Source organism: Ruegeria sp. AH7 (assembly GCF_056541325.1).
The window spans coordinates 1-15,044 of the sequence record NZ_JBQFYF010000011.1; the positions used below are offsets into that span (position 1 = coordinate 1).

Consider the following 15,044-nt stretch of genomic DNA (forward strand, 5'->3'; position numbering starts at 1 on the left):
CACACAGTGCTCTAGGCTACCGGCCGCCGGTGCCTGAAACCATCGTCCAGATGGACCAAAGGCCGATCATGCACTAACAATCAAATTGGACCACTCAAGTGGGGCTGATCAAGTTTTGTTGCGGGTACACTATACTCCTCGCGAAAAATAATCTGAAGCCGCCTGAATCGATTACTAACAGATTAGCGTGTATTTGGAGCATTATGCTGTCGCGTAAATTTATTTAGAGCGGAGCACCATTTGACATGTCGAATCTAAATTGGAATGCGCTTTTCACTGGGCTTGTTCGAAATGAGGCTCCCTCGCTCTGGGGCAATTGGACTCTGAACAGTTCGGTCCAACCAGGTATGATGGGCTTCCTTGATGCGACCAGAGAGATTTTACATCTTATGGACTAATCGACTCCCCGCAACTAACTGCAAAACCGTACAACTCCCACTGGAACATGACAACTAACGGAGTGACTAAAACAGGGAGTGAGGTGAAGATAAGTGGACGTCATGATCCGACCACAAATACAACTGTTGAAGTCGAAGCGGAGGCTAAGTGGTCGTTTAGCAATTCCCAAGATATTATGTCCAAGTTCCAGCCATCGAAAAAGGTTCTCTTGCAAGGCCCAAAGATCAGCAGCGGTGTGCAAATTGCAAACAACATGGATTTAATAAAGTCCACCGCAAGCGCCAACAACTACACGCAAAATGGCCAGATCACACAGGGCTTCGGGGTTATCACTCAGGTGATCTATGCAGAGGCAGGCATGAATGTTGGGTCAGCGTCAACCAACTCCAGCTTTTCGATGTCGGCGTCGGTCGATGGAATGGCAGGGATGACGGACAGTGATAAATCGAAGGCCAGCCTCAAAGGATCATACTTTTCAGAAAACAGCACCGGAACCATATCCTCGCATCTTTGGCCAGCTTCTTCGGATGAAATCTCATCGGTTGATGCACCGATTGCATTCAAATTCGCCACCTTCGTCGGCGACAACTTATTGGTTCCGCTATGGGTGAATCGCCTGAACTACTTTACTCTGTACTTCGACAATCAGCACGGCGGCACTTACATCGTGAATGTCTCTGTGACTGGCTTGATTCCCGGGAAAGATGGGATGCAGCCTTTGGGCGGATGCCAGGTCTCCGGTGGATCAAGTAAAGAGGTCACCAATATTCCTCTGAACGTTACAAATCTTACCGCTACACTATCGTTGGAATCCGGCCCAACATTCGCACCAAATTGGCCAACTCCACTATCGTTGACCCCGACAGGAGAAGCATGGATAGACATTTACGGCTATTCTGGTGGGCCACCAGCGCACATTAAAACACACGTCGTCCCTCCACCGTAGGCTACACCCTCTGATGATCCAAGAACATTGTGATGAGAATGGACAATGAATTTTGATGTAACCTACCCGCAAGGAATGCCTCAAGGCGCGCAAGCTGCTTTTGCCCGCGCTATAGCTACATGGGAGGCCACAAACCTTCAGTCCAATATCGATATCAAAGTCAATGTGCAGTGGAATCTACAATTGGGAGGCCTATTGGGAATGTGCATTCCCGGTGGCCACGAGAACTTCAACAACGCTCCGCGCCAAGATACTTGGTACACCAGTGCGTTAGCAGACAAACTCGCAGGCGCCGATTTGTCAGCGCAAAACCTGTTCGATATGGAAGTCATCTTTGGTCAGCAGAACTTCTACACAGGCCAGGGTCAACCTGCACAGGACCAGTACGACCTGGAATCAGTTGCCCTTCATGAAATCTGTCATGGTTTAGGGTTTGTTGGGCTATTTTGGGTCGCCGACGTGAATGGGAATAACTTTGGCTCTTACGGAAACAATGCGGTGCTTGGGGCAATTCCACCAAATCTGAACCCCCAAGTAAGCCTTCCTGCAAACCTGAACGGTCATCCCAGCGCTTTTGGCGTTCTCGTTGAGGATGCACAGGGCAATGAGCTTGTCGGGAACCACTATGCAAACAATTCTCAGCCACTTGCCGTGGCGCTCACCTCAGGAAGTTTGCGTATCCGAACCGGTCTGAACCAGACCTATCCAATATATTCACCAAACCCGTTTCAACCGGCATCAAGTGATGAACACTTTCGGCCTCCACCAAATTCCTTGATGGTCCCAGATAGAAACTCAGGAACGACTTTTCGGAACATAGATCAGCCGGTACTGAACGTCTTGACGGCGATCGGTTGGTAGCTGCTCAATCAAAGGTAACCCGCTTTTCCGATCTTGCCATCGATAAATCCAAATTCTTACAACTAGATGGCAACTGCTTGTTAGCTGGGGGAGAATCTAGGGGCAGGTCAAACCATAGAGTTCGACTTCCCGAGGAGCAACTATACTTTCTATATAAGTACCTCATAGTAAAACATTAAAATTCAAAAATTCAAACAAATACCACTAAATATACCACACTGAGGTTAGACACTCGCGATTCAAAGCCAAAGGCTTGAATGCAATGGGACGCACGATAAGAAATGTATAACAGACACTCATTTAGAGTAAAGCGAAGGCCTTCTTCGAGCCCAAACTGTCAGTCCCAGATGTCTTTTTCCGAGGTGCTCATCTGCTCCAAGTCAGGTGCACGCAGTTGTCGATCTGGCTCCCAAGCGAGATAAAACTCATCAAGCTGAGGCGGTGCGACGCTCGTCGCTGATAACATAGAGTGGACTTGTCCACGATGGTGAATTTGATGCTGGATAAGATGTAGAAAAGTTCTGTCAAAGCGCTCGGTCTGAATGTTGCCACCGCGTATCATCTCGACAGGCTTAGCTCCTAGGTCAGTACTTGCATCTGAGCAGGTAGACACAAAGCGTTGGTCAATTTTTCGCTGTTCTTCAATGAGATTACCTATGTTGGGGCAAGGTATGCGATTGTCGAAAGCGCTTAGGCCAATGCACCGACCTTCCAACGCGGAAACGTAGAACCAATCTACAATCAGAATGTGATTGAGGGTGGCGATGATCGAGCCAAAGAAGCTCTCTCTTTCCTTTTCAAGTTCGCTCTTTGATAACAAAGAGCAGGCGACCCCCAGCCTATGGTTCGCCCAAGCATTGTTGTAGGCTTGTACACAAAGTAATTTGTTCATGTATTGTTCTTATCTTTGTCATCAAATCTTGTCTATGCTGTAAATGTCAACTTCGTCCGCTTTCCCTACATCTGCACAAAGCTCGGCATCCGTGAATTTGGGCTCAGTGCGGACCATCGATACACAGTTAGAATGACGAACCACAAAGATCATATCTGTTGTCAAAATCGGTGAAGTTTCTTTGCGACCCGGTAGGTATTGGCATAGGCCGTGACGGAAGCATCGATTGGGTCGGCATAGCCACCGCCGATTGCCATTGAAACTGGGATGCCACGGCCTTTGCAGGCGTGTAGAACGGCCCGATCGCGCTGGATGAGGCCATTATGGGTCAACGCAAGCCGCCCTAGCCGGTCTTCTGCCAGCGGATCAACACCTGCCTGGTATAGAATGAGGTCGGGGCGAAATTCGAATACGGCGGGCAAGTGGTTGGTTAAGGAGCGTAGGTAGTCCTCATCGCCGGTGCCATCTGGAAGGGCAACATCGAGATCCGCCGGAAACTTCCGGAACGGAAAATTCTTTTCGCCGTGCATCGAAAAGACGAAGACCGATGGATTGGCAGCGAAAATCGCGGCGCTGCCGTCACCCTGATGAACATCAAGATCAATGATTGCGACCCTTTCGGCCTTGCGAGTCGCAAGCAGGTGGAGCGCCGCGACGGCCTGATCGTTGTAGACGCAATAGCCAGATCCAAACGTTGGATGGGCATGATGCGTGCCACCAGCGAGCTGCCCCGATATACCGTACTCATGAGCTGTCTCAGCAGCGGCTATTGCGCCACCGGCCGTTGCGCGAACGCGCCTCACTAATTCCAGGCTCCACGGAAAGCCAATCCGTTTCATGGCTTTTTCTTCGAGTTCCCCGATTTCAAACTGCGCGACAAATCCGGCGGCGTGCGCGCGCCTTATTGATTCATCGCTGGCTGGCAAAGACTCTGCCAGCTGCGCCTCCTGAAGAATACTATCTTTCAGCAGTAGCTTATGGAGCATCTCGTACTTGCCCTGCGGAAAGCGATGTCCGGAAGGCAGGCTAAGAGAGGAGTTTTGAGGTGCGTAAAATCTCATGACTTCGGTGTATTGGAGCTCAGGCAACGCGCCAGCGTACAACCGACCTCAGAACAGATCTTCAATAACAGTCCCCGATGGCATTGTGGTTCAAATTGTGCGTCGATTTGCAGGAAGGTGACAGTTGATATCTTATGAGATTGTTCGATGTGCTGGACTTTGCTTTCGTTCCGGCTGCGGCCTCGAAGATTCGCTCACCAGCCATTTGTCGACATCAAGGGCGAATGAGTGACTCGTCCTTTTGGAAGGCCTTGCTGTAAAACTTTGACTTTCTAGCCTCTTTTCAAATTTTCTCGAGCATCCAAAAAAATCGTAAATCAATGATCGGTACGTAGCAACGCTGCTCAGGCAACGTTTAGTGCTTTTCGGAGTAGCGCTGCAGCCATTACAGGATGGCGTCATGATCTGTGACTAGTTCTTGGGCTAGTCCGTCGCAGAACCGGAGGAGCGCGGCTGCGTTCAATGCGTTTGACCCCACCAGAACCGGCAGATGACCGGTTTGAGCCCGTTGTCTCTTGTCGTGGTTCGCGTCCGAAAGGCCTGATACCAGGCATATTTGGTCTGAGAAGAAGGCCGTTAGTTAAGTATATCAGCTATGGCGCCTATCAGGTTCAACACCTCGTGCGTCTCTCGGTTCACCTGATAAACATAGTCTCCAGCACGCACATAGTAGCCGTTTCGCCGTAGTCCATATCGGCTGGGATTGTCGATAGGTACGTACCCATCGTAGATGTAGTCCCCAACCCGATATCGTTTTACTTGGCCTGGCGGCACGCATGGAATTGCTTTTTTGGCCAAGCCAGGTGGACAATGTCCCACCTTCGATTTCACGAGAACAGGCTGCACTGCGGTATGTGAACTAATAAGTAGTCCAAGCCCAAGGGTCTGTAAGTCGAAACTCGCACCCGCAACCGGCGCACTTTGAATGGCAGATAGTGTTGCTGCGATTACTAACGTTGTTTTCATCTTTAGGGCCTCATTTGGCTTCAAATTCTAAGTATGCTTCCGGTCCCTGTTTGCCTAACCCATAGGCGGAGACTGGCTTGCGGCTAGCATCTTTGGATCTGAGGCGATGGTTCGACTGATGCATCATCCTCACCTAGCGACCTTCCAAACCGTTAAGTTAAAAGGTGGCAATCGAACGGTCCCACAACCAGAGAATTCATTTGTTTTTATTCCGTAAACAATATTAACCGAACATGAACAGCATATTCTCGGTGCGTTCAACCACGCTGAGTCATAGTCCCTGAATTGGATCGAACGACATGTGTATCGTTTGACGGAAACAAGGGGAACAACATGGTCAAGCCTGCCTTTGTGACTAAAGACTGTGGCACACCAGCTGCAATGCAGACCTCCGGTAAAGCTGCCGACGAGCGTCTGCAAACCTTGATCATTTCGAACAGTGGTCGCTTCCCTCCTATCGAAAATGCACTAATCGAGATCACCAAAAGCTTGCGGCTCTCCGAGGCTCGTCAGAACGCCTGAAGGCAGATCAGTTGACCCCCCCCGAACAATTCTCGATATTCACCCTAAACATCAGAATTGTCCCCCGATCCCACCCCATCATTTGGGGTGGGATTTGTTTTTGACGGGTGACACTATCACCAAAAAACGAGTTTCAGCTTTAGAAACCGTCAAAACATCCCTTGGCGCGCCTGCGGTCGGCACGCTCAAAGTGTAGATCAACAAGGGCCTAAAGGCTTCGGGTTAAAATCCCAAAAGGGCTTTGACCTTTTTTTCGACGGCGTCAGTTACAGGTTTGTTGGCCGCCGCTTCCAAGGCTTCGCGCTCTGCCAGGTCCTGTTCTTCAACAAGCTCTGTCAATTCTTCCACCTCATCGACCGCGTCATTGTAATCGATGGCAGCCTGTCTTTCGTCGTCCAAGTCTTGCGCTTCATCAATTGAGGCATCCAAAGCGGCCTGAGCCTCTTCAAGCTGCGCTTCGATGTTGGGATCTGTTCCGCCCGCTTCAGCCAAGGCCTGTTCAAGCTCTTGTACTTTGTTCTGGTTTTCTTGAACTTCAGACAGCGCAGTTTCCAAATCATCTTCGATATCTTGCAATGGGCGCTCCGGTGGCTCCAGCCCCGCTAAAACCTCTAGCTGCTCGACCAGATCCTCACGTAAGGGTTCACCGGCCAACACCGTGTCTCGGTAGGTGGCTATTCTGCCAACGCGCGAATTCGGCGCAGCATTGGCCAGTGCAGTGGGGCTGGCGTTGGCAGCATTCAGCGCGCCCAGTTCCGATGGATGGGCACCAAGCAACGCGGCCATACGATTGCCCTTAGCACGAGATACGGGGCGCTTTGACTCGTCCACAATGACAGTCTGCGCTGAGGATTTTGGTGCCTTGGTCTTACGGGTCCCGTGCGTTTTGTTAGCACCCGTCGCGGCGGCTTCTGTTTTACGCGCTTTCTTTTTCCCACCGAACAGATCTTTCAGAGAGAACCCACCGCCTTTTTTCTGACCAACCCCGGCAGAGCGAGACTTTGTTTTTCCTGATCTGGAATTTCCGGCCTTGCTTCCGCTGGCGTCCTTGCCAACCGTGCTGTGATCTCCGCCAGATCCCTTCGCCCCGTTGCCGTTCCCACCGCCATTACCGTTGCCGTTTCCACCACCGTTGCCATTGCCGTTTCCGCCGCCGTTACCGTTGCCGTTTCCGCCACCATTTCCCTGCTTGGCATAGGCAAAATCGGGAGCTGTAACAGTGGTCACAATGGCCGTCGAACCCAATAAGGCAATCGCTATTGTCGAGGCTTTCAGCAGTCCGCACTTGGTGATATTCATCTCAATCTCCTAAAAAACTCACAGCAACAGCTATCGGTAAACTGAACTTGGACGCCGTGTTCTGGCCGTTCGATCCGTGATCGAATCAATAAGGCTGGACTTCATTTAACTTGAGCGTGCTTGAACGCAGGGCTAACTGCTTGTTCATCGCCGGTTCACATCCGGCCCTGTAGTCTCGGCCCAAGAGTATGAGGGTTCTATGCAAACCAAAGCTTTATTGTTGGTTGCAGCGTTGCTGAGCGCCTTGTCCGGAGGACAAGCGGTGGCCGAGGCGCGCGAACTCAAACAGTCTGAACTGCGCATGGCAACTCTGTCGGGAAGCGCAATCCGGTTGAAACGTGTCATCAAAGGTGTCGAAAAAGCCATCGGTGGGACCCCCGTTGATGCACGCGCCTTCCAAACCGACAAGATTTACTATCGCATTCTGGTCAAGAAGCCGGGCGGAAAGATCGTCAGCGTAATTGTGGACGCCCAAACCGGCGCCGTCGTGTCGAATAATTCAAGTGTCGGACGCGAAATCTCCAAAGCCGCACGCTCCACAGCCTCCAAGTCCAAAAGCAGTATTGGTCAAAGCGCCTCTGCGACTCGCGGGAACAGCACTAGCCGTGGCAACAGCAATGGCGGCGGAAATGGTAACGGCAATGGCGGAGGCAATGGCGGCGGTAACGGCGGCGGCAATGGCGGCGGCAATGGCGGAGGTAACGGTGGCGGCAACGGTGGCGGCAACGGCGGTGGTAACGGCGGCGGCAACGGCGGCGGCAACGGCAATGGCGGCGGTAAGAAATAGCGTGAAGCTGACCGCGTTTTAGATATAGTCTCCGAATATGCGAATTCTCCTTGCTGAAGACGAACCCCAGCTTTGTGAACAAGTCAAAAAGCTGCTGGGCTCCGAGGGCCGCGTGGTCGACGTGGCAACCAATGGTACGGATGCCCTGCATCTGGGGTCGACTGAACCTTATGACATGATCATCCTCGACATCGGCCTGCCCGAACGCGACGGTATCTCGGTCCTGCGGGAATGGCGTAACGCGGGCGTCAAAACCCCGGTCTTGATCTTGACGGCCCGAGATGGCTGGAGCGAACGTGTCGACGGTCTGGATGCGGGCGCAGATGACTATATGACAAAGCCATTTCACATGCCTGAACTGGCCGCACGGGTGCGGGCGATCTTGCGCAGGCAAAGCGGTCAGCTGAACCCTGTAATCGAAATGGGGAACGTGGTGTTAGACACTAGAAACGGTCGGGTCAGCGTCGGAGGAATCCCGGTCGATTTGACTGCGCAGGAGATCGCGGTGCTCACTTATCTTGCGCATAATATCGGTCGGATGGTGTCGCGTACAGAATTGTCCGAACACATCTACGAATATGACGGCGACCGGGACTCCAACACAATCGCTGTATTCGTTACGCGTCTGCGCAAAAAACTGGGCTCTGATTTGATCACAACCGTCAGGGGACGGGGCTATATGATTGATCCTGCCTAATGCTGTCGTTACGCCAACGGGCCTTGCTCGGAGGTATCGCCTCGGGTGCGTTGTCTGTAGGCGTTGGTACGCTGGTGGTGTTTTCCTACATAAATGCGCGCGTCCTGGATCAGTTCGACAGTGCGCTGCAAGACCATCATACGCAAGTTGTCGTTGGCCTAAGTGCGACTACGGATGACCCTGAAACCTTGCGGCAGTTTGTATTCGACCCGGCCTATGGTACGCCCTACTCAGGGCGGTATTGGCAAGTAACAGACGGTACTGGCGCCATCTATACCTCTGCCTCGCTTTTTGACGAAACGATTTCCGAGCCTCCGCGCGCAAGTGGCGAAACAATCATTTGGAACACTACAGGTCCGGACAACGAGGCCGTTCGCAGCGTCTATCAAAAAATTACGTTCGAAGACGGAACGGAGTGGGGTGTAACTGTCGCCGAAAGCAGGAGCCAACTGATCGACGAACGCAGTGCCGCACAAAGATACCTGCTCTCGGTTTTCGGATTGATCGGTTTGATCGGAGTGGCCAGTTCACTTTTATTGATGTCCGCCATTATTGGCCCCCTCAGGAAGTTGCGTGCCGATGTCGCTCATCGCTGGGATCGGGGTGATGAATTGGTGCCCGCAGACTACCCGGATGAGGTTTCGCCTCTGGTAGAAGACCTCAATAAACTGCTGCATCGAAACCGAGAGATCGTCTCCGGTTCGCGAAGGCAGGCAGCGGATCTGGCGCACGCTCTGAAAACGCCGACAGCCATCTTACGAAACGAATTGGCGGATCTGTCTGAAGCCGGCGTACACACAGAGCCTGCGGAAGAGGCGTTATCTCGAATTGACGCTCAGCTTGGCCGTTCGCTCGCGCGCATGCGTGCTTCAAACACTGGTGAGCTAACCCATTCTAGGACAGACCTGTCGAACTCGGTCGAACGACTGTCCCGGCTATTCTCGGTTATGGCGGAACGCGAGGGGAAGACCCTGGTGTCAGACAACGAGGCAGGTCTTCTTGTCCGCATGGATCCTCAGGACATTGAAGAAGTGATCGGAAATCTCCTCGACAATGCGCTCAAGTGGAGCCGAACAACATTCCAAATCACTGTGAGGCGAACGGAAAGCGGTATCGAGATTTGCGTTGAGGACGATGGGCCTGGAATCCCAGAACATGCCAGACTTGAAGTCCTTCGTTCCGGCAGTCGGCTGGATACCTCTGTCAAGGGAACAGGTTTGGGTCTGTCTATCTCGGTCGATTTATTGGCTGCATATGGTGGGAAGCTAGAACTTAGAACATCGGAGCGCCTAGGTGGCTTGGCTTGTGAAGTGACGATTGGCCCCTGAGAACAACGTACTGTTTTCGATCTCTGGAAGCCTCGGTGCAGTTCTTTAAAATTTGTAAACCTCCGTCTGAATAAACTACAAACGCTTTCAACAAACACTACAAGCGCGATGCCAATTCGAGCGTAGCGGGCATCAACTAGAGCCAACAGCTTAGGTCCCGCCAGTGAGCAGCTTTCTATTAAACAGCATAAACTCACTCAAAATGTTATGTGTTCAAAAAGCATCAACAACAATTAAACTCAAATGCTTCTAAGTTGGTCCCTTCTAACCTCGTATTAGGATTGGTTGCAAATAAGCTCAGTCATCTTAAGGTTGTCGATAATGCGCCTATTCAACTCGGTTGTTTTTACGGTGTTATGCACTTTCGTGTCCGTGATATCCGTGTCGAAAAACAGTATTGCCCAAACCTGGGACATCGCATCCCAGCACTCTGTCAGCGGTGTAACGGTGTACGATACCGATGAGCTGTTAACGTTTGCCGGTCAGTTGGCCTTTGATCGGTCGGGGCGCATCACGGCGGCGGAGGTCGCATCAACGATCACGCAGATCTACCGAGAAGACGGTTACTTCTTGGCTGAGGCGTGGCCTGGTCCCGATGGGCAGAGCATAGTTGTTGATGAAGGGCGTATTCAAACCATCGAAATTGAAGGTGTAGATACACGCACGTTCCAAACCCTAGAAAAGATCTTTCGCCCCCTCACTACAGCATATCCAATAACTCTTAAACGATTTGAGCGTGCGGTTATGTTGGCCGAGGACATACCCGACTTGGACGTGTCGACCGAACTTGACTACCCGGACCAGGGTGGTGCGCGGCTGAGAGTATTGGGAGACCCTCTACTCAAACAAGCCGGCAGCGCGACACTCGACAACCCTCCGCGTGAGCTTGGAGAAGCGCTCAGTTTCTATATCGTACAAGAATATTATTCGACGCTGACCGTCGGGGATTTGCTGCGATTTGAGGGGTCAGGCAACTACAATTGGGACAAAGACGACGAACACTCTTTGTGGGGCGCTGTTACCTATCGCACGCCGCTGAACAGCAATGGTCTGTACGGTGAGATTTTCTACGGAAACATAAACGCAAAACGTGACCTCTCGGGGGATTTTGCAAGAACAGATGTTGATGGCGAGAACTTCACCCTCGCGTTGGGATACCCCGTGATCCGCGATGTGGCTCGCTATGGGTATCTTCTGCTGGATTATCGCGTTTCCGAAGCGGACTCAGTCAGTGGCGGTGTTCCACTATCCAGTGACGCGAGTGTCGTTGGCCTGACATATCTCTACGGACAAAACTATCCAAAAGGACAGGCTCTGGAAGCGGGGCTAACCCTATCTTTTGGCGATAATGACAACGACACGACGGACGCAAATTTTGATGATGGAGATTCTTCATTCTGGCATCTGCGGGGCGGCATCGGATACGAAAGCCCGCTAACGAGCTTGTCGCCCAACACAGCTTGGCGCACTGAGATTTGGGGGCAGTACACAACCGACCGGCTGCCCTCGGTCGAGGAGTACTTCCTTGGTGATCGTTATGCTTTGCGTGGATATCGGTTTGACGAAGTGGATGGTGATTCAGGGATATCCGCGATTTTCGAAGTGTCTCACTCCTACTTTCCGAGTTCCCAAAGCATTCATCGCTTGACGCCCTTTGTCTTTTTCGACGTGGGTTACATCTCGAACAATGACCCTGCGAGTTTTGAAGTTGATAATGCTACACTGGCCTCGACAGGTCTGGGTTTAGACATTGAGTTTAAGCAAAACCTATTCCTGTCCGGATATGTCGGTGTCCCTTTGAGAGACGGTCCCTTGACCGACTCTGGCGATCCTGGCGCGTATCTTGCTCTGACAACAAGTTGGTGAGGATGTTATGAAACGGAACCGCATTGCAATAATTGCCGCAGCTTGTTTGGTCGCTGAGCTGGTCGCTACGCAGGTAGTTGCCCGCGGCAATCATTATGGGTGGTGCCGTGGTGTAGGGAACCCGCACCAATCGAGCCAAGGATGTGGGCAAGCTGGCGGGCAAGGGGCAGGCAACCAAATTACCGGTCCAACGCAGCCGGTGGCAAATCAGTTGCCACCTAAGGGAACGCAGCAAACACCCACGTCAGTTACTGTGCCGGTCCTAGCGCCTAGCGCGGTCCCGAATGCAATTCCCGGTCGGGTTCCAATCGCGACGCCGATAGCGGTTCCCGGTCAAGTTCCAACACCCGTCGCAGCGCCGACCCTAGTTCCGCCTTTGGTGCCAAATCCGACGCCAAACCGGGTTCCGACAGCCGTTCCCAATCAGGTTCCGCCATTGGCTACCGGGCCTACTGCTGTGCCGCCGCAAGTTCCGACTGCAACCCCAAATCAAGTTCCGATAGCTGTTCCTGGCCAGGTCCCGCCTCAGCCTAGTGTGCCGCCCCTTGTGCCAACGGCGACACCCAACCAAATACCAGTCGCCGTTCCTGGTCAGGTGCCGCCTCAGCCTACCGGTCAATCTGCTGTGCCACCGCTTGTCCCAACCGCGACCCCAAATCCGGTTCCCACAGCGGTTCCCGGCCAGGTTCCACAGTTAACGCCAAGACCTACGGCAACTCATGTAGCCGTCCCCGGACATACGCAGCCACAAGGCGTCGTGACAATCATGCGCCCAAGGCCGAGGCCGACAACAGGTACTGTTCAGCAACCTGGCCCAACACAAGTGACTCACCATTCAACCTACCAAAGCAGTTCAAAGAAACACGATCACGTCGCAGCAACACCCGGACGGCATGACCCGCACGATCTACCGAGATTCCGCAACACAGCGGCCAAGGAAAACTGGGAATGCGTTGCCAGCGGATTTGGACAGCGCCGGTATGATGCTGGTCGAGGCGTATTGCTGAGCAACGGAGCGTTACGGCACCTTGGAAACGTTGACGCAATGGCACGGGATGTACCTGCACGGCATCCAAAACACTCTGGATGCATCATTTCGGTTAAACGAAAGCAGCGTTAAATCCAGCTTTGTACGGCTGATTTCAAAGTAGTCATCTGGCTGGTTTCGGTTAACGTGAGCATAGCCTTATCACAATTCTCTACTAACTCAATTGAGTTGCTACTCCAGTTTTCGTCCCCAATTGGATCAAGTAGTTAACGGCTTTGCGGGCCTGGTTCGCGCTCTGCGACCGTTCCCCATGCTTCCATGACGGATGGCTTGGCCCAGCAGCATGCCCACCTCTGGCCCCATGCATGCGACAAACACTCCAGCCTTGAACGGCGGGGGCACGGCACCGCTTGCCAGTGGACTTGGCTGTGGCGGTGCATCTGGGCGCATCATTGAGTCTTTTCGTAGGGTCCATGAGGTTATCGTCATTTTTTGTCATCCGACCGCCCCCCGTTTTGGACGTTGCCGACAATGGCCTGCCCACCTTCTTTGACCTCGACGCGTTCGACGCGGACGGTCTGATCTGCCTTGGAGCGGTACCGTTTCAGGGTTTCAATCTGGCTCGCGAAGGTCCGCGCAAGTTTATTCAGTGCCCTTTCAGCCGAGTCTTGCTGAGGGAGGGTTTCGACGTGATTGAGCCTGCGCGCCATCATCATCGTCGCCTGGTGGATCGCGCCCATTTGAATGGCCAGCATCGCTTCGATCTCATCCTCTGGCCGGATACCTGCAACAACCGACATCACGAAATTGGATGCGGTCTCGGAGACTGAGCTGCCTTGTTGTCCGAGCACAGCCACCTGGTCCATGACACCTTCGAAGAACCGGTAATCCGCCGTGCCGAGCTCATGCATGGCCAAGGCACATGCCGCCTTTGGGTCTTTTCCCTTGTGCCCAACCGTGAGCCTGCGTGTATCTTCATCGAAGTCCAACTGGATGTCCGGTGCCCGAACGCGCGATTTCTTCCGTTCCCTCAGATCGACAATCGCATTGGTCTCCGCATCCGTGAGGTTGAAGCCCTTTGTCTGCAGATCGTTGCCTTTGTCTTTCTGTGTCTTGCTCATGTCCGCCTCGCGTAACAGGGAGTGGTTAGTATTAGTGTTCCGATTCAGAACCGATGGACCGACGCAAAATCGATCTGACGGGTTCTGATTTGGAACCATGGAAAGTCTTTGGGTTCTCGAACGGAACCACAGAAGTTGCTGACGGGTCCGTCTCAGAACCGCGTATTGTTTTTTCGGGCTGCCAGAACCGCCAGTCATTGGTGGCTGCTTTCTTGCCGGATCGGGTCTGCGTCGCCTTGGTCGTCAGCCGCCATTCGTGAGCCCGGCGATGGTACCAATCGCCCTCCTGCTCAAGCATAAGGAAGCCTTTGTCCTGCAGATCCTCGAAGGCGCGTTGAACGGTGGCCTTGCCCAACCCCAAGACTTCTGCTGCCTCGTTCATCGACAGAAACACCTTGCCGTTGTTGCTACCGTTGAAGCGGGTGTGAAGCTCCAGCCAGAGCTTCACCGCAGGCCCGGATAACGCACGCCATGCCGGGGATTTGATCATCGCGTAAGGCAGAGGGATGTACTGACCCTCATCCGACCTTTTGCCCTTGGGAGATCGGCGTCTACTCATCGCGGCACCTCCGCTGGAAATGCGCGGGCAAAGCATCTAGTTCGGGTATATCAAAGTCGATATGCGCCCGGACGAGCCGGGTTAGGCCGATTTTGGACACGCAGTACCCGAGTGTGTCCCAGGCCGCTCCCCCGGCGGGAAATTGGGGTCTCTGGCGCTGAAACAGCCATTGGATACCGTCCCGGCAAACAGCGACGCGGTAGACACCATGGCGAAAGAGTTCACCGCTGTAGTTCTCAGCAGTTTCCCGATGATCGGTTCGCGAAAGAGGGCCAGTGTGCGGCTCCCTGTCGTGACCGGCATTGATCGACTTGGAAATGGACATTTCAGCCATGCTCAATCCGTCCTTTCCGCACGATCACCCGTTCCACCGAGTGGCTCAGGGGCGACCAGTAGTACCGGCGTTCGTTTTGTCTTGTCGGCACAGGGCATCCTGTGGCATCAACTGGACTTGCTAGGGTGGCAGTTGATGTCACTGGAAAAGCCCCATCTCCACGCTTGGAGTTGGGGTTTTTCATTATGCAGCCTCGTTGTTGGGATCGGTGCGCCGGGCCGTCAGCCAGGCGTTCAGATCGGCGCCGTGATAGGCGATCCGCCGACCTATGCGGATAAAGGCCGGACCACACATGCGGTGGCGCTATTGAGCCAGCTTTTCGCGGTTTCCCAGCAATTGCATTTCAGGGTCTTCTGGGAAATAGACCCGGTCGTCATTGAAGACGTTTGCCATCGTTGAAATCCTCTTGGATCAGTTG

At 53.0% G+C, this 15,044-nt stretch carries 13 protein-coding genes; 8 read left to right on the top strand and 5 right to left on the bottom strand.

What is annotated here, in order from left to right; all coding sequences use genetic code 11:
* Nucleotides 1-445: 445 nt before the first annotated feature.
* On the top strand, nucleotides 446-1,345 hold the full coding sequence (locus ACR0JX_RS18955) for a hypothetical protein (RefSeq protein WP_480545320.1): 900 nt from the start codon (nucleotides 446-448) through the stop codon (nucleotides 1,343-1,345).
* Between the two features lie 45 nt (nucleotides 1,346-1,390).
* On the top strand, nucleotides 1,391-2,206 hold the full coding sequence (locus ACR0JX_RS18960) for a hypothetical protein (protein ID WP_480545321.1): 816 nt from the start codon (nucleotides 1,391-1,393) through the stop codon (nucleotides 2,204-2,206).
* Between the two features lie 337 nt (nucleotides 2,207-2,543).
* Here ACR0JX_RS18960 and ACR0JX_RS18965 read toward each other — a convergent pair whose 3' ends face one another.
* Both ACR0JX_RS18965 and ACR0JX_RS18970 read right to left on the bottom strand, forming a co-directional pair.
* Nucleotides 2,544-3,098, bottom strand: a complete 555-nt coding sequence (locus ACR0JX_RS18965) for a DinB family protein (protein WP_480545323.1) — start codon at nucleotides 3,096-3,098, stop codon at nucleotides 2,544-2,546.
* 161 nt (nucleotides 3,099-3,259) lie between these two features.
* Nucleotides 3,260-4,159, bottom strand: coding sequence for a histone deacetylase family protein (locus ACR0JX_RS18970; protein WP_480545325.1), 900 nt, complete (start codon nucleotides 4,157-4,159; stop codon nucleotides 3,260-3,262).
* A gap of 1,299 nt (nucleotides 4,160-5,458) precedes the next feature.
* Between ACR0JX_RS18970 and ACR0JX_RS18975 the strand changes: the two genes are divergently transcribed.
* Entirely contained in the window at nucleotides 5,459-5,647 is a 189-nt protein-coding gene (locus ACR0JX_RS18975) for a hypothetical protein (protein WP_480545327.1), read from the top strand.
* Nucleotides 5,648-5,869: 222 nt separating this feature from the next.
* Here ACR0JX_RS18975 and ACR0JX_RS18980 read toward each other — a convergent pair whose 3' ends face one another.
* Nucleotides 5,870-6,946 (bottom strand): hypothetical protein, encoded by a 1,077-nt coding sequence (locus ACR0JX_RS18980; protein ID WP_480545329.1) that lies wholly within the window; start codon nucleotides 6,944-6,946, stop codon nucleotides 5,870-5,872.
* A 199-nt stretch (nucleotides 6,947-7,145) separates the two neighbouring features.
* Between ACR0JX_RS18980 and ACR0JX_RS18985 the strand changes: the two genes are divergently transcribed.
* From ACR0JX_RS18985 to ACR0JX_RS19000, 4 genes are all read left to right on the top strand, one after another.
* The gene (locus ACR0JX_RS18985) at nucleotides 7,146-7,733 is read left to right on the top strand and encodes a PepSY domain-containing protein (RefSeq protein ID WP_480545331.1); all 588 of its coding nucleotides are present in this window, start codon (nucleotides 7,146-7,148) and stop codon (nucleotides 7,731-7,733) included.
* A 37-nt stretch (nucleotides 7,734-7,770) separates the two neighbouring features.
* Nucleotides 7,771-8,430 carry a response regulator transcription factor gene (locus ACR0JX_RS18990; protein WP_480545333.1) on the top strand — a complete coding sequence of 220 codons (660 nt, stop codon included), beginning with the start codon at nucleotides 7,771-7,773 and terminating at the stop codon, nucleotides 8,428-8,430.
* Between the two features lie 50 nt (nucleotides 8,431-8,480).
* Nucleotides 8,481-9,758: a sensor histidine kinase gene (locus tag ACR0JX_RS18995; protein ID WP_480545335.1), complete on the top strand. Its 1,278-nt coding sequence runs from the start codon at nucleotides 8,481-8,483 to the stop codon at nucleotides 9,756-9,758.
* Nucleotides 9,759-10,079: 321 nt separating this feature from the next.
* A complete protein-coding gene (locus tag ACR0JX_RS19000; protein WP_480545337.1) occupies nucleotides 10,080-11,624 on the top strand; it encodes a ShlB/FhaC/HecB family hemolysin secretion/activation protein in 1,545 nt (514 codons plus the stop codon).
* 1,473 nt (nucleotides 11,625-13,097) lie between these two features.
* On the opposite strand, the gene ACR0JX_RS19005 is transcribed toward ACR0JX_RS19000, so the two are convergent.
* Together ACR0JX_RS19005 and ACR0JX_RS19010 are read right to left on the bottom strand one after the other, a co-directional pair.
* Nucleotides 13,098-13,733: a hypothetical protein gene (locus ACR0JX_RS19005; RefSeq protein ID WP_480545339.1), complete on the bottom strand. Its 636-nt coding sequence runs from the start codon at nucleotides 13,731-13,733 to the stop codon at nucleotides 13,098-13,100.
* 31 nt (nucleotides 13,734-13,764) lie between these two features.
* A complete protein-coding gene (locus ACR0JX_RS19010; RefSeq protein ID WP_480545341.1) occupies nucleotides 13,765-14,292 on the bottom strand; it encodes a helix-turn-helix domain-containing protein in 528 nt (175 codons plus the stop codon).
* A 169-nt stretch (nucleotides 14,293-14,461) separates the two neighbouring features.
* Here ACR0JX_RS19010 and ACR0JX_RS19015 point away from each other — a divergent pair, with 169 nt between their 5' ends.
* Nucleotides 14,462-15,025, top strand: coding sequence for a hypothetical protein (locus ACR0JX_RS19015; protein ID WP_480545343.1), 564 nt, complete (start codon nucleotides 14,462-14,464; stop codon nucleotides 15,023-15,025).
* Nucleotides 15,026-15,044: the final 19 nt, after the last annotated feature.

What these genes read in the sequence shown, in the direction of transcription:
- ACR0JX_RS18955 (WP_480545320.1), top strand. Translation starts at nt 446, where the DNA reads ATGACAACTAACGGAGTGACTAAAACAGGGAGTGAGGTGAAGATAAGT.
- ACR0JX_RS18960 (WP_480545321.1), top strand. Translation starts at nt 1,391, where the DNA reads ATGAATTTTGATGTAACCTACCCGCAAGGAATGCCTCAAGGCGCGCAA.
- ACR0JX_RS18965 (WP_480545323.1), bottom strand. Translation starts at nt 3,098, where the DNA reads ATGAACAAATTACTTTGTGTACAAGCCTACAACAATGCTTGGGCGAAC.
- ACR0JX_RS18970 (WP_480545325.1), bottom strand. Translation starts at nt 4,159, where the DNA reads ATGAGATTTTACGCACCTCAAAACTCCTCTCTTAGCCTGCCTTCCGGA.
- ACR0JX_RS18975 (WP_480545327.1), top strand. Translation starts at nt 5,459, where the DNA reads ATGGTCAAGCCTGCCTTTGTGACTAAAGACTGTGGCACACCAGCTGCA.
- ACR0JX_RS18980 (WP_480545329.1), bottom strand. Translation starts at nt 6,946, where the DNA reads ATGAATATCACCAAGTGCGGACTGCTGAAAGCCTCGACAATAGCGATT.
- ACR0JX_RS18985 (WP_480545331.1), top strand. Translation starts at nt 7,146, where the DNA reads ATGCAAACCAAAGCTTTATTGTTGGTTGCAGCGTTGCTGAGCGCCTTG.
- ACR0JX_RS18990 (WP_480545333.1), top strand. Translation starts at nt 7,771, where the DNA reads ATGCGAATTCTCCTTGCTGAAGACGAACCCCAGCTTTGTGAACAAGTC.
- ACR0JX_RS19000 (WP_480545337.1), top strand. Translation starts at nt 10,080, where the DNA reads ATGCGCCTATTCAACTCGGTTGTTTTTACGGTGTTATGCACTTTCGTG.
- ACR0JX_RS19005 (WP_480545339.1), bottom strand. Translation starts at nt 13,733, where the DNA reads ATGAGCAAGACACAGAAAGACAAAGGCAACGATCTGCAGACAAAGGGC.
- ACR0JX_RS19010 (WP_480545341.1), bottom strand. Translation starts at nt 14,292, where the DNA reads ATGAGTAGACGCCGATCTCCCAAGGGCAAAAGGTCGGATGAGGGTCAG.